Origin of the sequence: Rhodococcus sp. BP-316 (assembly GCF_019836105.1) — a bacterium.
Lineage (GTDB): Bacteria > Actinomycetota > Actinomycetes > Mycobacteriales > Mycobacteriaceae > Rhodococcoides.
In genome coordinates, this window is the sequence record NZ_JABUEE010000006.1 from 25,498 (window position 1) to 39,718 (window position 14,221).

Below are 14,221 nucleotides of genomic sequence, written 5' to 3' on the forward strand. Positions count from 1 at the left end.
CTGTCCTTCTCCTCACTGCCGCATCGTTCGTCGGGGGTCGACGCGGCTCGACGAACGAGAGTGTGTGTTGCCCGTACGTCCGATCCCGACCGCCGACCACGCCGCGGCACGCCTCGAGTACCCGAGCGTGCCTGCGATGCGTCTCGTCGTGTTGACGCTGGTCATCATCGTGGGCCTGGCCGGGATCACCTGGGGTCTGTCACCGCAGTTCGACAGGACGTCCTTCGTCATCGTCGCCGTGGCGGCGCTGACCACTCTTCCGTCCGCGTTGCTCATCTACCTCTACGGGCGGAACCTCCGCTACTCGATCCCTTTCGTCGTCTACGCCGACATCGGCATCACCGTCGTTCTGTTCGCCTCCCGCTCGCCGTTCGACGCCCTTCCCGGCGTTGTCCTACTGATGCTGGTGTCGTTGTTCGCGGGTGTGTACGTCTCCGGGCGGATCCTGGCGGCCCAACTGGCCTTCGCCGCAGCGATCCTCGTCGTGCTGTCTGTGCTCTCGGTACACGACGGAGTCCCCGGCTGGCTCGTTCTGTCTCGAGCGCTCACCCTGCTCACCGCGGTCATCGTGCCGATCCTGCTCAAGATGCACGTCGACTTCCTCACCGACAAGCTCGAGAACAGCCGACGCGACAGCGTCAGCGGCCTGCTCAACCGTCGCGGCCTCGACGGCGCCGTCGCCCGGTTCGATGTCCCCCGCGGAGTCGAGCAGACCCTGGGCACGGCCGTCGTCCATCTCCGCGACTTCGTGCAGATCGAGCGACGCCTCGGCCGCGCCACGAGCCACGACCTGGTCGCCGAGACATCGAGTCTCCTCACGGATGCGTTTCCCGACGCCATCGTGGCCCGGACCCAACCGGGCGAATTCGCTTGTGTCTGGCTCGGTTCCGCGGACGACGTGGCCGAGCGGCTCGCCGCGGCGCGCGCCCTGGTGGAGTCGACCCGCCTGCGCAGCGCCACCGTCAGCATGACCTGCACCAGTTCCACCGTGCCGGTCGACTACCGCACCACGGTGACCGTCGCGCTCGGCAAGACCCTCACCGCCGCCGCGTTCCTGCAGTACGGCGACGCCGTGGCTCCGCGCAGCAACCACCACGTCGCCGAGCTGATCGCCGACGGCGGGCCCGCCATCGTATTCCAACCCGTATTGTCGGTGTCGACGGGTCGGGTCATGGGCTACGAAGCGTTGTCCCGCTTCCCTTCCGGGCACGGCACCACCCAGAGCTGGTTCCTCGACGCGGCCGCCGACGGCCTGCAGATCCCGCTGGAGCTCGCTGCTGTCCGACGCGCCGTCGCGGCGTCCCGAGACCTCCCGACCGACGTCTTCCTCGCCGTCAACGTCTCGGCGACCACCATCGTCGCCACCGACCTGGTACCGATTCTCGACGAGGCCGCCGAGTGCCGACGCGTCGTCGTCGAGATCACCGAGCACGACCTGGTCAGCGACTACACCGCACTCGGCGCCGCGCTCGATCATCTGCGCGACGAGGGCCTGTCCATCTCCGTCGACGACGTCGGGGCCGGCTACTCCGGTCTCCGTCAGCTCGTCGAGATCAAGCCCGACGTCCTCAAGCTCGACGCCTCGATCGTGCGCGGCATCGACACCGACCCCATGCGCCGCGCCGCCGCCAGCGCCCTCACCACCTTCGCGGCCGCCATCGGTGCGGAATGCGTGTACGAGGGCATCGAGACGCCGCAGGAGCTGGAGTCGGCGCGCAGCCTCGGTGCCGACATGGTGCAGGGGTTCCTGCTGGGGCGTCCCACCTCCACTCCGATCCTGAGCCGTCAGGACGGCATGAACGCCCTCTGAGCGGGTATGGCCAGGCCATGACGACACCCGGTTCCGACTTCGTTCCCCGCACCGCCGTCGTGACCGGCGGCGACTCCGGCATCGGCCGCGCGGTGGCCGTCGCGTTGGCCGGCGGCGGCCTCGACGTCGGGGTGACCTACAACCGCGACCGCGAGGGCGCCGAGGCCACCGTCGCGGAGATCCGCGCGCTCGGGTGCAGCGGGTTCAGTGCCCACATGGACCTGACCGACCTCCCGGGCGCCCCGTTCGCCGTCGACTCGCTGGCCAGTGAGCTCGGCGGGATCGACGTGCTGGTGAACTGCTCCGGCACGGGGACCGCCACCTCGTTCCTCGACCTGGACTTCGAGTCGTGGCGCACGGTGCTGTCGGTCGACGTCGACGGGGCGTTCCTGTGTGGCCAGCACGCCGCACGGCTGATGGTGGAGCAGGCTCACGGCGGGCGCATCGTCAATGTCACCAGCGTGCACGAACACCTGCCCAAGGTCGGGGCGGCACCGTACTGCGCCGCGAAGGCCGGTCTCGGCGGACTGACGCAGGTGATGGCGATCGAGCTCGCGCAGTTCGGCATCACGGTGAACTCGGTTGCGCCGGGCGAGATCTCGACACCGATGACCGGTCAGACCGACGAGAACCCCGAGAGCAACCCCCGGCCGGGTGTCCCGCTCGGGCGTACCGGCGACGCACGGGAGATCGCCTCCGTCGTCGCGTTCCTCGCCGGCCCGACGTCGTCGTACATGACGGGCGCCTCCCTCGTCGTGGACGGCGGCATGGCCCTGATGGGGCCGCAGGCCGTCCAGTTCGTGAGGGACGACGCCTGGCGGAGCGTGTGACGTCCGATGGCCCTGCACTGCAGGGCCATCGGGGTCGTCAGGTGCCCTTGACGTTCATGATCTGGCGGAGCTCGTGGAGCACCGTGACCAGATCGCGAGCATCCTCCATCACCACGTCGATGGACTTGTAGGCATCGGGGATCTCGTCGATGAACTCGGCCGAGTCCCGGTACTCGATCCCCACCATCCGCTCCCGCAGGTCGTCCTGCGTGTAGCGCTTGCGCGCCTCGGCCCGGGAGAACCGCCGACCCGCACCGTGCGGAGCCGAGTGCAGACCGCTCGCGCTGCCCTTGCCCTCGACGACGTACGACCGCGTTCCCATGCTGCCCGGAATGATGGCCCGCACACCCTCGGCCGCGTGGACGGCGCCCTTACGGGTGAGCCACACGTCCTTGCCGGCATGCTTCTCCGGCCGGGTGTAGTTGTGGTGACAGTTGATTCGATCCGACTCGACACTCGTGTCGGTACCGGCCCGATGCACGAACTGGTGCAGGAACCGATCCATCATCTCGGCCCGGTTGAGGTACGCGAACCGCTGCGCCCACGTCAGATCCGCGATGTACCGATCGAACTCGGGCGTGCCCTGGGCCAGGTACGCGAGGTCACGGTCGGGCAGCTGGATCCACCACTTCTCGCACATCTTCTGCGCGATCGCGATGTGCTTCTTGGCGATCTTGTTGCCCACCCCTCGCGAACCCGAGTGCAGGAACAGCCACACCCGGTCCCGCTCGTCGAGACACAGCTCGATGAAGTGGTTGCCACCACCGAGAGACCCCAGCTGCTGACGCCACTTCGGCGAGTGCGACAGGTCCACCCCGCTCTTCTCGGCCAGTTCCTCGAGCTCCGCGATCTTGGCAGCGGTGAACTCGAAGCGGTCGAGGTGCCCGTTGTAGTTGCCAGGCGAGAGGGGGATGACGCGCTCGACGTCCTGACGCAGCTGCGCCAGGTCGAGGTCCGTGATGTCGCTGTGAGTCAGCGTCGTCTCGACGCCGATCATCCCGCACCCGATATCGACGCCGACCGCGGCGGGGATGACCGCGCGCAGTGTCGGAATGACCGTGCCCACAGCGCTTCCCATTCCGGGGTGCGCATCGGGCATCAGGGCGACATGGGGGTGGATGAACGGCATGGCCGCGGTGCGACGCGCCTGCTCCAACGTGGCGTCCTCGATGGCCGAGGCCCAGTTGAGCAGCCGCGTTCCCGCGCCTGTCGGTGGCATGGTGATCTCCTTCGTTGTCGGTGAGTCAGTGACGGTACGAGGTGTGGGTACCTCGGGGCCAGGCAATTACGCTGTCCCGCATGCACTCGGAGTACGACGCGATCGCCCCGGACTACGCGGCAGCCTTCGCCGACGAGCTCGGCTCGCGCCCCTTCGACCGCGGGTTCCTGTCGTCGTTCGCTCGCTCGGTGCGGTCCTCGCGCGGCACGACGGTGCTCGACGCCGGGTGCGGGCCCGGCCAGGCGGCACGCGAGCTCGCGGGTGCCGGCCTCGACGTCCTGGGCCTCGACGCGTCGAAGGGCATGATCGCCGCAGCATCGGGGCCGGCCTCCTGGGTGGTGGGCGACATGACCGCGCTCCCCCTGGCCGACGGTTCTGTTCACGGCGTGTGCGCCTGGTACTCGATCGTGCACACCCCCACCGCCGATCTGCCCGCTCTGTTCTCCGAGTTCCGCCGCGTCACCGTCCCGGACGGCTGGCTGCTGCTGGCATTCCAGACCGCCGCACCCACCCGCGAACTGCGCACCGCGTTCGGGCGGGACGTGCACCTCGACTACCTCCGCCACGACGTCGACGAGGTGCAGTCGCTGCTCATCGACAGCGGGTACGTGCTGCACCGGGACGCCGTGCGATCCGCCCACGGCACGGAGACGGCGGCGCAGGCGTTCGTCGTCGCGCGGGCACGCGATCACCTCGTGGAGCCGCCGCCGCGGGGGTGTTGATCGTGGATGTCAGACCCCGGTTTCCGGGGTCCTGGTTCCACTGTTCCTGCGGGGATCCCCGGTGGGCCCACGACCGTCCAACAGTGCGTGGACGAACTGGACAGATTCGCTGGTCGGCACGACGGCGTCATCAGCCGGGCGCAGGCCCTCGCACTGGGGCTGTCGTCCACTGCGCTCGAACGCCGCGTGTCCGCAGGACGCTGGACCCGCATGGCGTCGGGAATCTACATGCCGGCAGGTCAACCGGTCACCCAGCAGGCGATGGTGCGCATCGCGGTGCTCCGATGCGGTCGCGGAGCACTGGCGAGTGGGCCCACCGCCGCGTGGTGGCTCGGCCTGCTCGAGCGGCCGCCCGCCCACTCCTGGGTGACCATTCCGCGTGCTCGGCGCTACCTCGATCGGTCGGTCACCGTGCGACGACGCGACGTTCCTGCAGTCGACGTGGCGGTGGCCCGCGATCTCCGCGTCACCGGCCTCGCTCTGACTGTGCTGGAGACCGCGGTGATCCTGGAGGAGGCACGACCCGGCGACGGAACCCAGTTCCTCGACCGCGCACTGCAGACCCGCACGTCACTGGACCGGCTGCAGAGTGCCCACGCTCGCAACCCCGGACGTGTCGGCAGCCCTCGCGCCGCGGCGATGCTCGTGCACGCGGCGACCGGCGGCGAATCCGAGGCGGAGCGAATCTTCCTTCGACTGCTGCGCACCTTTCGCATCACGGGATGGGAGTGCGCCGTGCGATCGTGCGGCTACGTGATCGACGTGGCCTTCGTCGACCGGCGGGTGGCGATCGAGATCGACGGCTGGGCGTATCACCGCACGCCCGAGCGCATGGCACACGACGCGGTGCGTCAGAACGCGCTCGTGAACGACGGCTGGACGGTGCTCCGGTTCACCTACCACCGGCTGATCCGAGAGCCCGATGCCGTGATCGCCGAAGTACGTCGGGCACTGCGTCGATAGTGGAATCGGCGCCCCGGATTCCGGGGTCCAGATTCCACTATCAGCGTTTTCCACGCAACAGGATGATCGCGAACGCCGGCACACCCACGAGCGCCGTCACGACCCCCACCGGGATCTCCTGAGGAGCGAAGACGCTGCGCGCCAGGGTGTCCGCCCACACCATGAACACGGCACCGATCGCCATGGACACCGGCAGCACGCGGTGATGGGCGGTGCCGACGAGGATGCGAGCCGCGTGCGGGATGACCAGCCCGACGAACCCGATGGCTCCCGCCGACGCCACGATGGTCGCGGTCATCAGTGCAGTGACTCCGAGCAGGACGACGGACAGGCGGAGCATCGAGACACCGAGCGCGCGGGCCGTGTCCGATCCCAGCGTGACCGCGTCGAGCGACGGCGCCGCCACCACGCACGCCACCGCCCCGATCCCGACGGCGCCGGCGCACACCGCGACATCGCTCCACCCGGCACCGGCGAGCGAGCCCAGCAACCAGAACAGCACCCCGCGCGTCTGCTCGGCGTCGGCGGAGGACAGCACGATGAACGAGGTGAGGGCCGAGAACAACTGCGTACCGGCCACTCCCGCCAAGATCACCGGCCCAGTTCCACCGCCGGCGCCGGTGGCCAGCATCATCACCAGCACGAAGGACACGAGAGCACCGACGAAGGCGCCGGTCGACAGCGACAGTGCGCCCGCACCCACACCGAGCACCGCCACCGACACGGCGCCCGTCGAGGCACCGGACGAGATGCCGAGAACGAACGGATCCGCCAAGCGGTTACGCAGCAGCGACTGCATGATCGCGCCACACAGCGCCAGGCCGCACCCGCAGATCGCCGCGAGAAGTGCACGGGGAAGCCGCAGTTCCCAGACGATGCCGTCCTGGATGCGGCTGACGTCCGCCGGCGGGCCACCGAGATGCGCGACGACGACGGCGACCACGTCGGGCACCGTCACGTTCGCCGGGCCCAGCGCGATGGACACCGCCACCGACGCGACGACCGCCAGCAGCGTGGCCACGACCGCCAATGCCGGTCGCACCCTCACCCGTTCGACCACTCCTGCAGTGCCGCAGCCACTTTCTCGATACCGTCGATGGTCCGGATCGACGGATTGAGGTCGGCTCCGTTCACGACGATGTAGCGCTTGTCGATCACCGCCTGCATACGACTCGTCACCGGGTTGCTCTCGAGGAATGCGATCTTGCTCGCCAGCGCGTCACCGTCGATGCTGCGCCGGCTGAGGTCGGCCAGCACGAGTGCGGAGGGGTTGCGGTCGGCGACACTCTCCCAACTCACCTGCGGCCATTCGTCCTTCGTGTCCGCGAAGACGTTGCGCACGCCCACCGCGTTCGAGATGACACCGGACGCTCCGCAGCACCCGGCCATGTAGGGGGCAGTGGTGTCGGCGAACCAGTACGCGAGCGACGCCTCCGACACCGGCGTGGATGCCGCGTCGTAGCGCGTTCGCAGCTCGTCGACGAGGGCATCCCCTCGGTCGCGGACATCGAAGATCGCCGCGAGATCGCGCACCTCCTCGAACACCGTCTCGATGCTCAGTGGCTCGTCCCGGGCACCGTCGGCGTTGACGCTGGTGGCCGACTTACCGATGCAGTCGGTCGGCGACAGGTACGTCGGGACGCCGAGGGCATCGAACCGGTCGCGGTCCGCGACTCCACCCTCTCCCAGCGTTCCGCCGAACGACGCGGTGACCAGATCGGGCTCGGTGTCCAGCACCACCTCGAGCGAGGGCTTGTTGTCCGCCAGCCGAGGAACCTGCGCGTCGGCGTCCGCGAGGTCGGCCCGTACCGGGTCGGTCCAGGTGGCGGTACCGACCATCCGATCTTCCAGCCCGAGGGACAGCAGAATCTCGGTGGATCCCTGGTTGAGGGAGACGGCGCGCTGCGGCGGCGCGTCGATGGTGACGGTGCGGCCGCAGTTCTCGAGGGTGACGGGATAGTTGCTTCCGGCCTCGGCCGCAGCCGTCGTGGTCGGGCCGGTGGAGCATCCTGTGGCGAGGAGGCCGACTGTCGTGACGACAGCGGCGATCGCTAGGCGTGGGGTCATGTTCGGTTGTGCCGTCCTGCTGGGAGCCCGTGCGCGGAGCTTCGAGGGTGGTGCCGGACAGCAAGCGATCGGACTTCGAGCCGAAGCTCGTCACCGTTGCGCGCCAGTCCCGGAATCGCACCGGGTTCCCTCGCTGAACGACTGTTCGAGGGTCACTCTAACGGTCGGTCGTCAGGCCGCCGAGTCGCGGCGGTGTTCGGGAGTCGACTCCTGCCGACGTGCGTCGCGCTCGTCGCGCTCCGCCTTGCGGACGGCGCGACCGATCCAGACACCGATGAGGACCGCCATGAGAAGCCACGCGACCGCAATGCCGACCACGAGCATCCAGCCCGTGGTCACGAGCGGGTCCCGAGGTGGTGCGGTGTTGTCACGACGAGTTTTCGTCACGGCCATTCGCGAGGATTGCCGTGCTCGATCACAATCAGATCTCGGTCCCCATCACCTCGTGGGAGCGAGTGGCGCGTCACCGTCGACGTCGTGTGCGTGCTCGACGTCTTCCTCGACGTCGGCCACATGAATGGCATGGCCGACTCGGACGCCGAGAACGACCGACACCACCATCCAGACGGCCACGAAGCCGATGACGAACCACCACATGTCACGAAGTGTTCCACCGATACCGGCGACCGAACCGCCTGCGAGGACGCGACATGGTCACGGTATCCGCTCAGTTCACATACGGAATGTTCACGAAGCTGGGGTTCGCGGGGTCGAGTTGCACGTGCTGAGGTGCCAGCGCGGAGTCGACGAGCATCGGCCCCAGTGGCAGGTAGCGCGGCACGCTGGCGGCGTAGACGTCGATGCGGATCCGGTGGCCCGGCGCGATCACGGCATCCGTGGGGAGCAGGTTGATGTCCACCGTGGTCGGGACGCCGGGTACGAGCGGCTGCCGGCTCGCGAGCGTGAGCGCCGGCTTCGCGTCGACGTAGTCGCCGTTGGCCGAGCGGGTGCTCGTCGCCTCGTCGATCTGGCGCAGCGATGCGGTGAGAGCGCCGTGGCTGATCGGGGTGGACGTGCCGTCCGGCGCGACGTCGTTCATCGTCGCGGCCCAGAAGCCGTCGGGCCGATCGAGCACCGTGTTGAGATGCAGGTTGGTGGCACCCGAGATCTGGGTGGGCTTCTCGGCCGGCGCGCTGGTGAACGTCAGGGCCTCGGCCTCGTTGAACCGGGAGTCCTTCGTGCACACGGACCCCAGGATCGCCGCCGCACCCGCAGTACCGACCGCGGCGTCGCGGGAACAGACCCCGCGCAGGCCCGGCGCGACGGTGAGGCGTGCGGTGTCGGACGTCGGCGACGAGGACAGCGAGCCGTCGTGGAGGCTGTGCCCGGCGGTGCCGCTGGGGGCGGCGGAGAGGTAGGTGCGCTGTGACTGCGCTCCGGCACGGGGGAACTGATCGGTGGTGGTCCACCCGCCGCCCTGCTGGAACAGCGTCACGGGGCCGTACTTCTCGACACCGTTGTCGACGCCCTTGAGCCAGTGGTCGAACCACGCGCGTTCGAGTGCATCGAGTCGCGGCGGGTTGCCCGGGCGTCCGAAGCCCGCGCCCGGATTGACGTGGTACCCGTCGCCCATGATCAGCTGCTTGCGTCCGGGCGCGACCGGGATGTCGTTGTAGATGCGCGGCTCGCTGTTGGTGAAGATGTCGTGCCAGCCGCCGTAGACCATGGTGGGTACCTCGATCTGCGACAGATCCGCCGAACGGTCGGCGTAGAACTCGCCGTCCTGCGCGACACCGAGTGTCTCGGGCCGGATGTCGGCAATGGTCGGCGCCGTGAAGGCGTTGGCGAGTTCGGGGATCAGGATCGCCGGATCGGCCAATCGATCGGCGAGCCACCGAGTGTCGAACTGCCCCTGCAGGATCGACTGCACGTTCGGGACGAACTTCAGCACGTTGACCAATGTGAGCCACAGCGGCATGAACCCGACACCCAACGCGCCGCCGGTACCCACGATGTCGCGCAGCAGGTCGTTGCCGGGCTCGACCGGGAAGATGGCCTTCAGCGCCGGCGGACGCAGCGCCGCGGCCTGCACGGAGTTGATGGCCGAGTAGGAGATGCCCGACATGCCGACCTGACCGTCGGACCAGGACTGCCGTGACGTCCAGTCGATGATCTCCGCCGAATCCTGTTGCTCGCGTGGACCCAACACGTCCCACGTGCCCTGCGAGAACCCGGTGCCGCGGGCGTCGACGACCACCTGGGCGTAGCCGTTCTGGACCAGGTTCCGGTTGACGGCGAAGAGACGCAGGCCCCCGCCGTCGACCGCCTGCGTGAGATCGGTGATGCCGTCGAACGGCGTACCCGCGAAGTTGAGGCTCGCCAGGAAGTCGAGCACCGGCTCGCTCACTCCGGGGATCTGCTGGATCGAGTCGATCAGGTTGCCCACGAGCTTGGTGTACGGCGTGATGTTCAGGACGGTCGGGAGGTCGGTCTCCACCGGGCGACCGGACGCATCGGCGGGCCGGTAGATGTTGGCCTGCAACACCGTTCCGTCACTCATCGTGATGGGGACGTCCCAGTCGATGGCCACCTGCGGGTAGTGCGGCGGCGCATCGGCCGCGGCGGTCCAGGCGACGGCGTCCGCGCCGCCGGTGGGATCCGCCGTGGCCGGCACCGCGGTACCGGATGCGACGAGGAGGGCGACGAGAACGCCCGAGATGACCGTGGAACGACGCCGCACACGAGCCCCCATGCTCTGATCGGCACCCTCCCCTGTGATGGGCGCCACTAACCTACCGGACGGTAACCTACGGTCACGGAAAGGTCAACGACCATTCATGCGCCGAACAACAAGAAGAGACCGAGGAAGGTGTACAGCACCATCACCAGCATCAGTGCCAGTTCGCCGAGCAGCGCATCCTTTTTCGGTAAGAGCCGCAGAGCCGCGTCGTGCGCCAGTGTCACTCCGACGATGTGCCCGATCACCACGCACAGCACCGTGATCGACGCGACCACCGACGGGTGCGAGGACAACGCGTAGTTCACCGACGCGTCCGCGATGCCGAGCGGATTCCATCCTCGGTCGAACGGATCGAACAACGTGAAGACGCTCTGCTGACCTTTCTCCACGAGATAGGTGAGGTAATGGGCGAAGAAGTACCCGACGACGATCGGGATCAGCGAGTGCGCCAGCAAGCCGGGCAACTGCGCGCGACGCTCCCTCGTCACGCCGCCGGTGGTGCGCGCCGCGAGCCAGAACACGGTGCCCACCAGTGCGACACACGCCAGCACGCCGGCCGTGCGGATCAGCACCGGGTCACCGAGGTCACGCGCGAACGACTTCCAACTCGGCGTCTGCGCCAGCGAGTCGAACGCGGTGGAGCCGAGCAGCGTGGCCGTCACGGCGACGGTTCCGCGTCGTACGGGGAGGGTGGCGGCGCCGTCGAGCGGGTTGCGCACCACGAGGGCGCGTGACTCCCTGTCGCGCGCCAGGATCGACAACCGCGCCACGGTGTCGCTGAACACCTCGAACGGATCCGCGCGCGCGAACCATTCCTCGCCGAAGATCAGGGCGCCGCCGAGCAGGACCACCACGTACAGCAGACACCAGGTACGCACGGCGGCGACCGAACCGGGATCACTCGACGCCAGTTCGAGCCACACGAAGGCCAACAGGCCCAGCACCGCCGGGACCACCCCGATGCCGTCGGGCAGGGTCCGCGGCCGGCCGTGCGGCAGAACGCGATACAGCGCGCGGACCGGGGACACGATGCGCCACACCGGCCCGAAGACCAGCGATGCCGGAACCAGCCCGACCCACACCAGCACGTAGAACACGCCGAGCAGCGCGTTGGATGCATCCTGCGGACCCAGCACCGACGCCGCACCGACCCACACGGCCAGCGCCACCGACGCGGTGCCGACGACGCCCCGGAACGCGGCAGCGTCCACGAGTCGCGCCAGCGGCGTCCGGACCAGGTGTCGATCGGGCGTCAGACGCGGAGTCTTCCATGCCAACAACAGGACCGCGAAGGACGCTGCCAGCGCCCAGGCGCCCCCGATGAGGGCGTACGTCACCGGGATCGGCAGGTCGGTCGACCCGCCGAGACCGTGCGCGAGGAGCTCGCTGCTCACGACCGGACGAGCACCGTCGCCACGGTGACGTCGACCTCGTGCAACTCGATGTCGACCGAGCCCGGCACGTCGACCGTGAAGCGGAACTGCTGATCGTCACCTACCGCCACCGGGAAGCTGTGCTCCGGAACGGAATGCACGTGGATCTCGTCCTCCGCGTCGCTGGACACGGTCACGAGGATCTCCTCGCCGACCCTGCCCTCGAGACGCTGGTCGACCGGGGTGACCTCACCGCCCGCGATGGAGACGTCGAGCGTGGTGGTCGGCGTGATGCGTGGGACGTCGGACGCCGCTACGGACGTGGCCGGTGTCGAGGAGACCTGCTCGGGCGTCGCCTCGGTCTCCGGCTCCGCCTGCGAGCACCCCGCCAGCGCCAGTACCGCCAGCCCGACCACCACTACCCGCCTCACTCCGTGCCCTCCCTCTCGTTCGCGTCCTTCAGGTCGTTCTCGGCGTTCTCCGCCCGCTCGGCCCGCCGGTCGCGCACGACGATGACGATCACCACGAGAGCGATGAGCACTGCGGGGATGACGGCCGGAAGTGCCAGCACGACAGAGTGATCCGCGAGGTAGATCACGTTCGGGTCGGGCGTCATACGCGACTGCGCTCCTTGCTGCCCTTCGTCGCGGTGTTGCCGGGGGTGGCCAGGCTGATGCGTGCGGCGCCCCAGGACAGCGACCAGATGAGGGCCAGCGAGCAGGCCAGCACCACGAGGCACGCCGCCGTGAACAGCCATGCCGGGTGGTCGAACGAGCGCTCGCGCTGCAGCAGCTTGGTCTCGTACTGGAATTCGCGGGTGAACTCGGTGGTCGCGGGGACCTCCTCGGCGCCGATGCCCTCGTCCGCCGCCATGAAGATGGGCGCACCGGCCATGGTGCGGCCGTCCTGGATGCGCAGGAACGTCTTCCACGTCCCGTCGACCGGCATGGCACGCGTGGAGCGGTACTCACCCGGGCCGGTGCGCTCGAGGTTGTCGACGACGAGTCCGTGCAGCGAGTCGCCTGCGCCCTGCCAGGCGAGGATGGAGACCCACTCGGGATCGTCGGACACCAGGTCGCTCGGGTCGATGCTCACCGTGGCGGTGACCATGCGGAAGCCGTCCTCGCGGGGAGCGTCGGTGAGACTCACGGTCGCGTTCGCGCCCTGCGGAACGTCGATCATCAAGCCGTTGGCGACGCTGCCGCCGAGCACCAGCACCATCGCGACGACGACGGAACGCCGGACGGCGGGACGCGGGAGTCCGTCACCGCTGAGCGCCTGCGCGAAGAGACCCGCGGTGAGACCGACGACGAGGCCGGCGGGGATGCAGGTGGCGAGCGCCTCGACCCACATGCTGTTCGGCCACGGGTAGAGGAAGACGGCGTCGACCCACATGGACTCCAGGTACAGGCCGACGGTGCCCACGGCGACACCGGTGACGGCACCGAACAGGAGGCGGCGGTGGACGAGACTGGTCAGACCCATGATCTCGACGACCACGGCCATGCCCAGGTAGAGCGTGAACACGCTGTGCGGCTCACCGAGGACGGGACCGACGATCAGCGCGGTGATCTCGCGGATCACCGCGGCGAACGCGACGGCGAACAGAGCGGATCCACGACCGACCATGAGCCGCGCAGCAATGAGCGCGAAGGCACCGGCAGCCGTCATGAGCAGCGGTTGGAAGACGAGCCGGAACTGTTCGACACCGAAGTCGTACTCGATCTGGAAGACGGACAGGCCGATGACGAGACCACCGAAGGCGGAGCTGCGCATGAACCAGGTGATGATCGAGCGCTTGCGCGAGTCGACGGCCTGCGCCGGGTCCGCCTTCGTCTCGCCGTCGGGCTCACCGGCGGTGGCGGCGGTGGTCACGGCGGTGGAGGCCATCGCGACGCGACCCTCGTGCTCGAGCAGCAGCACGCCGACGAGCGAGAGCCCGGCCCCGCCGATGAGCATGAGGTGCGTCGGTCCCCACAGCGTCACGTCCTGGCCGAACATGCGGTGCCAGATGTCGTCGAGCGGGAAGCCGATGAGCGCGTACAGGCCCGAGCCGGCGATGAGCAGCCCGCCGGTGGGGGCGTACCAGGTCCGGGTGATCTTGATGGCTGCCGGACCGGGCTTCTCGTCGCGCGGCAGGATGATCGCCAGCGCACCGGCGATGAACAGGAAGAACAGGCCCACCAGGATGAAGTAGTGCGCCGGATTGGCCAACGGGCCCTCGTCGCGACCCCGTCCGATGTGCAGGCTGACGTCCCAGATGAAGCCGAAGAACGCGGTGAGGATCGTCGAGATGAACATGACGAGCGGCAGCGCCACCCACCCGGGGCGGTGCAGCTTCTCGCCCGCGTAGTCCGCGAGGCGCTGCAGCCACGTGATGCGCCTCGTCCGGTGCATCACGGCCAGATACAGCAGGAACAGCGAGATGACACCGGCTGCCGCGGTCATGCCGAAGACCTGATCGAGCGCGGCGCCGCCACCGGCCGGCGCCTGTGCGATCAGGTTACTCGAGGTAACACCTACATTGTTCACGCATCGGATTATGTCTGTAACCGGG

The 14,221-nt window shown here is 68.7% G+C and carries 14 protein-coding genes and 1 riboswitch; of the genes, 4 read left to right on the forward strand and 10 right to left on the reverse strand.

Translation table 11 applies throughout. From position 1 onward, the window contains the following. Positions 1-64 precede the first annotated feature (64 nt). Positions 65-1,810 carry an EAL domain-containing protein gene (locus tag HQ312_RS12695; RefSeq protein WP_222638813.1) on the forward strand — a complete coding sequence of 582 codons (1,746 nt, stop codon included), beginning with the start codon at positions 65-67 and terminating at the stop codon, positions 1,808-1,810. Positions 1,811-1,827: 17 nt separating this feature from the next. Then, positions 1,828-2,640: an SDR family oxidoreductase gene (locus HQ312_RS12700; protein WP_222638814.1), complete on the forward strand. Its 813-nt coding sequence runs from the start codon at positions 1,828-1,830 to the stop codon at positions 2,638-2,640. A gap of 37 nt (positions 2,641-2,677) precedes the next feature. Here the strand turns inward: HQ312_RS12700 and HQ312_RS12705 are convergent, their stop codons facing one another. Next, on the reverse strand, positions 2,678-3,859 hold the full coding sequence (locus HQ312_RS12705; protein WP_056443848.1) for an RtcB family protein: 1,182 nt from the start codon (positions 3,857-3,859) through the stop codon (positions 2,678-2,680). 80 nt (positions 3,860-3,939) lie between these two features. Here HQ312_RS12705 and HQ312_RS12710 point away from each other — a divergent pair, with 80 nt between their 5' ends. Both HQ312_RS12710 and HQ312_RS12715 read left to right on the forward strand, forming a co-directional pair. Next, positions 3,940-4,581, forward strand: coding sequence for a class I SAM-dependent methyltransferase (locus HQ312_RS12710; protein ID WP_222638815.1), 642 nt, complete (start codon positions 3,940-3,942; stop codon positions 4,579-4,581). Positions 4,582-4,668: 87 nt separating this feature from the next. Further along, positions 4,669-5,544, forward strand: a complete 876-nt coding sequence (locus HQ312_RS12715) for a type IV toxin-antitoxin system AbiEi family antitoxin domain-containing protein (protein ID WP_308123886.1) — start codon at positions 4,669-4,671, stop codon at positions 5,542-5,544. Positions 5,545-5,584: 40 nt separating this feature from the next. Here HQ312_RS12715 and HQ312_RS12720 read toward each other — a convergent pair whose 3' ends face one another. From HQ312_RS12720 to HQ312_RS12760, 9 genes are all read right to left on the reverse strand, one after another. Beyond that, positions 5,585-6,592 (reverse strand): iron ABC transporter permease, encoded by a 1,008-nt coding sequence (locus tag HQ312_RS12720; protein WP_222638817.1) that lies wholly within the window; start codon positions 6,590-6,592, stop codon positions 5,585-5,587. Further along, a complete protein-coding gene (locus tag HQ312_RS12725) occupies positions 6,589-7,611 on the reverse strand; it encodes an ABC transporter substrate-binding protein (RefSeq protein ID WP_222638818.1) in 1,023 nt (340 codons plus the stop codon). The genes HQ312_RS12720 and HQ312_RS12725 overlap by 4 nt, the downstream gene beginning before the upstream one ends. A gap of 41 nt (positions 7,612-7,652) precedes the next feature. Then, positions 7,653-7,772, reverse strand: a riboswitch (cobalamin riboswitch). Between the two features lie 10 nt (positions 7,773-7,782). Beyond that, a complete protein-coding gene (locus tag HQ312_RS12730; RefSeq protein WP_155957070.1) occupies positions 7,783-7,950 on the reverse strand; it encodes a hypothetical protein in 168 nt (55 codons plus the stop codon). A gap of 99 nt (positions 7,951-8,049) precedes the next feature. Continuing rightward, the gene (locus HQ312_RS12735) at positions 8,050-8,208 is read right to left on the reverse strand and encodes a hypothetical protein (RefSeq protein ID WP_155957071.1); all 159 of its coding nucleotides are present in this window, start codon (positions 8,206-8,208) and stop codon (positions 8,050-8,052) included. Between the two features lie 70 nt (positions 8,209-8,278). Then, positions 8,279-10,303, reverse strand: coding sequence for a CocE/NonD family hydrolase (locus HQ312_RS12740; protein ID WP_222638819.1), 2,025 nt, complete (start codon positions 10,301-10,303; stop codon positions 8,279-8,281). Positions 10,304-10,386: 83 nt separating this feature from the next. Continuing rightward, on the reverse strand, positions 10,387-11,685 hold the full coding sequence (locus HQ312_RS12745; RefSeq protein ID WP_027506369.1) for a hypothetical protein: 1,299 nt from the start codon (positions 11,683-11,685) through the stop codon (positions 10,387-10,389). Then, positions 11,682-12,095 carry a hypothetical protein gene (locus HQ312_RS12750; protein WP_222638820.1) on the reverse strand — a complete coding sequence of 138 codons (414 nt, stop codon included), beginning with the start codon at positions 12,093-12,095 and terminating at the stop codon, positions 11,682-11,684. Before HQ312_RS12750 ends, HQ312_RS12745 begins: the two co-directional genes overlap by 4 nt. Further along, positions 12,092-12,280, reverse strand: coding sequence for a hypothetical protein (locus HQ312_RS12755; protein WP_222638821.1), 189 nt, complete (start codon positions 12,278-12,280; stop codon positions 12,092-12,094). The genes HQ312_RS12750 and HQ312_RS12755 overlap by 4 nt, the downstream gene beginning before the upstream one ends. Beyond that, on the reverse strand, positions 12,277-14,112 hold the full coding sequence (locus tag HQ312_RS12760) for a hypothetical protein (RefSeq protein ID WP_261782286.1): 1,836 nt from the start codon (positions 14,110-14,112) through the stop codon (positions 12,277-12,279). Before HQ312_RS12760 ends, HQ312_RS12755 begins: the two co-directional genes overlap by 4 nt. Positions 14,113-14,221 lie beyond the last annotated feature (109 nt).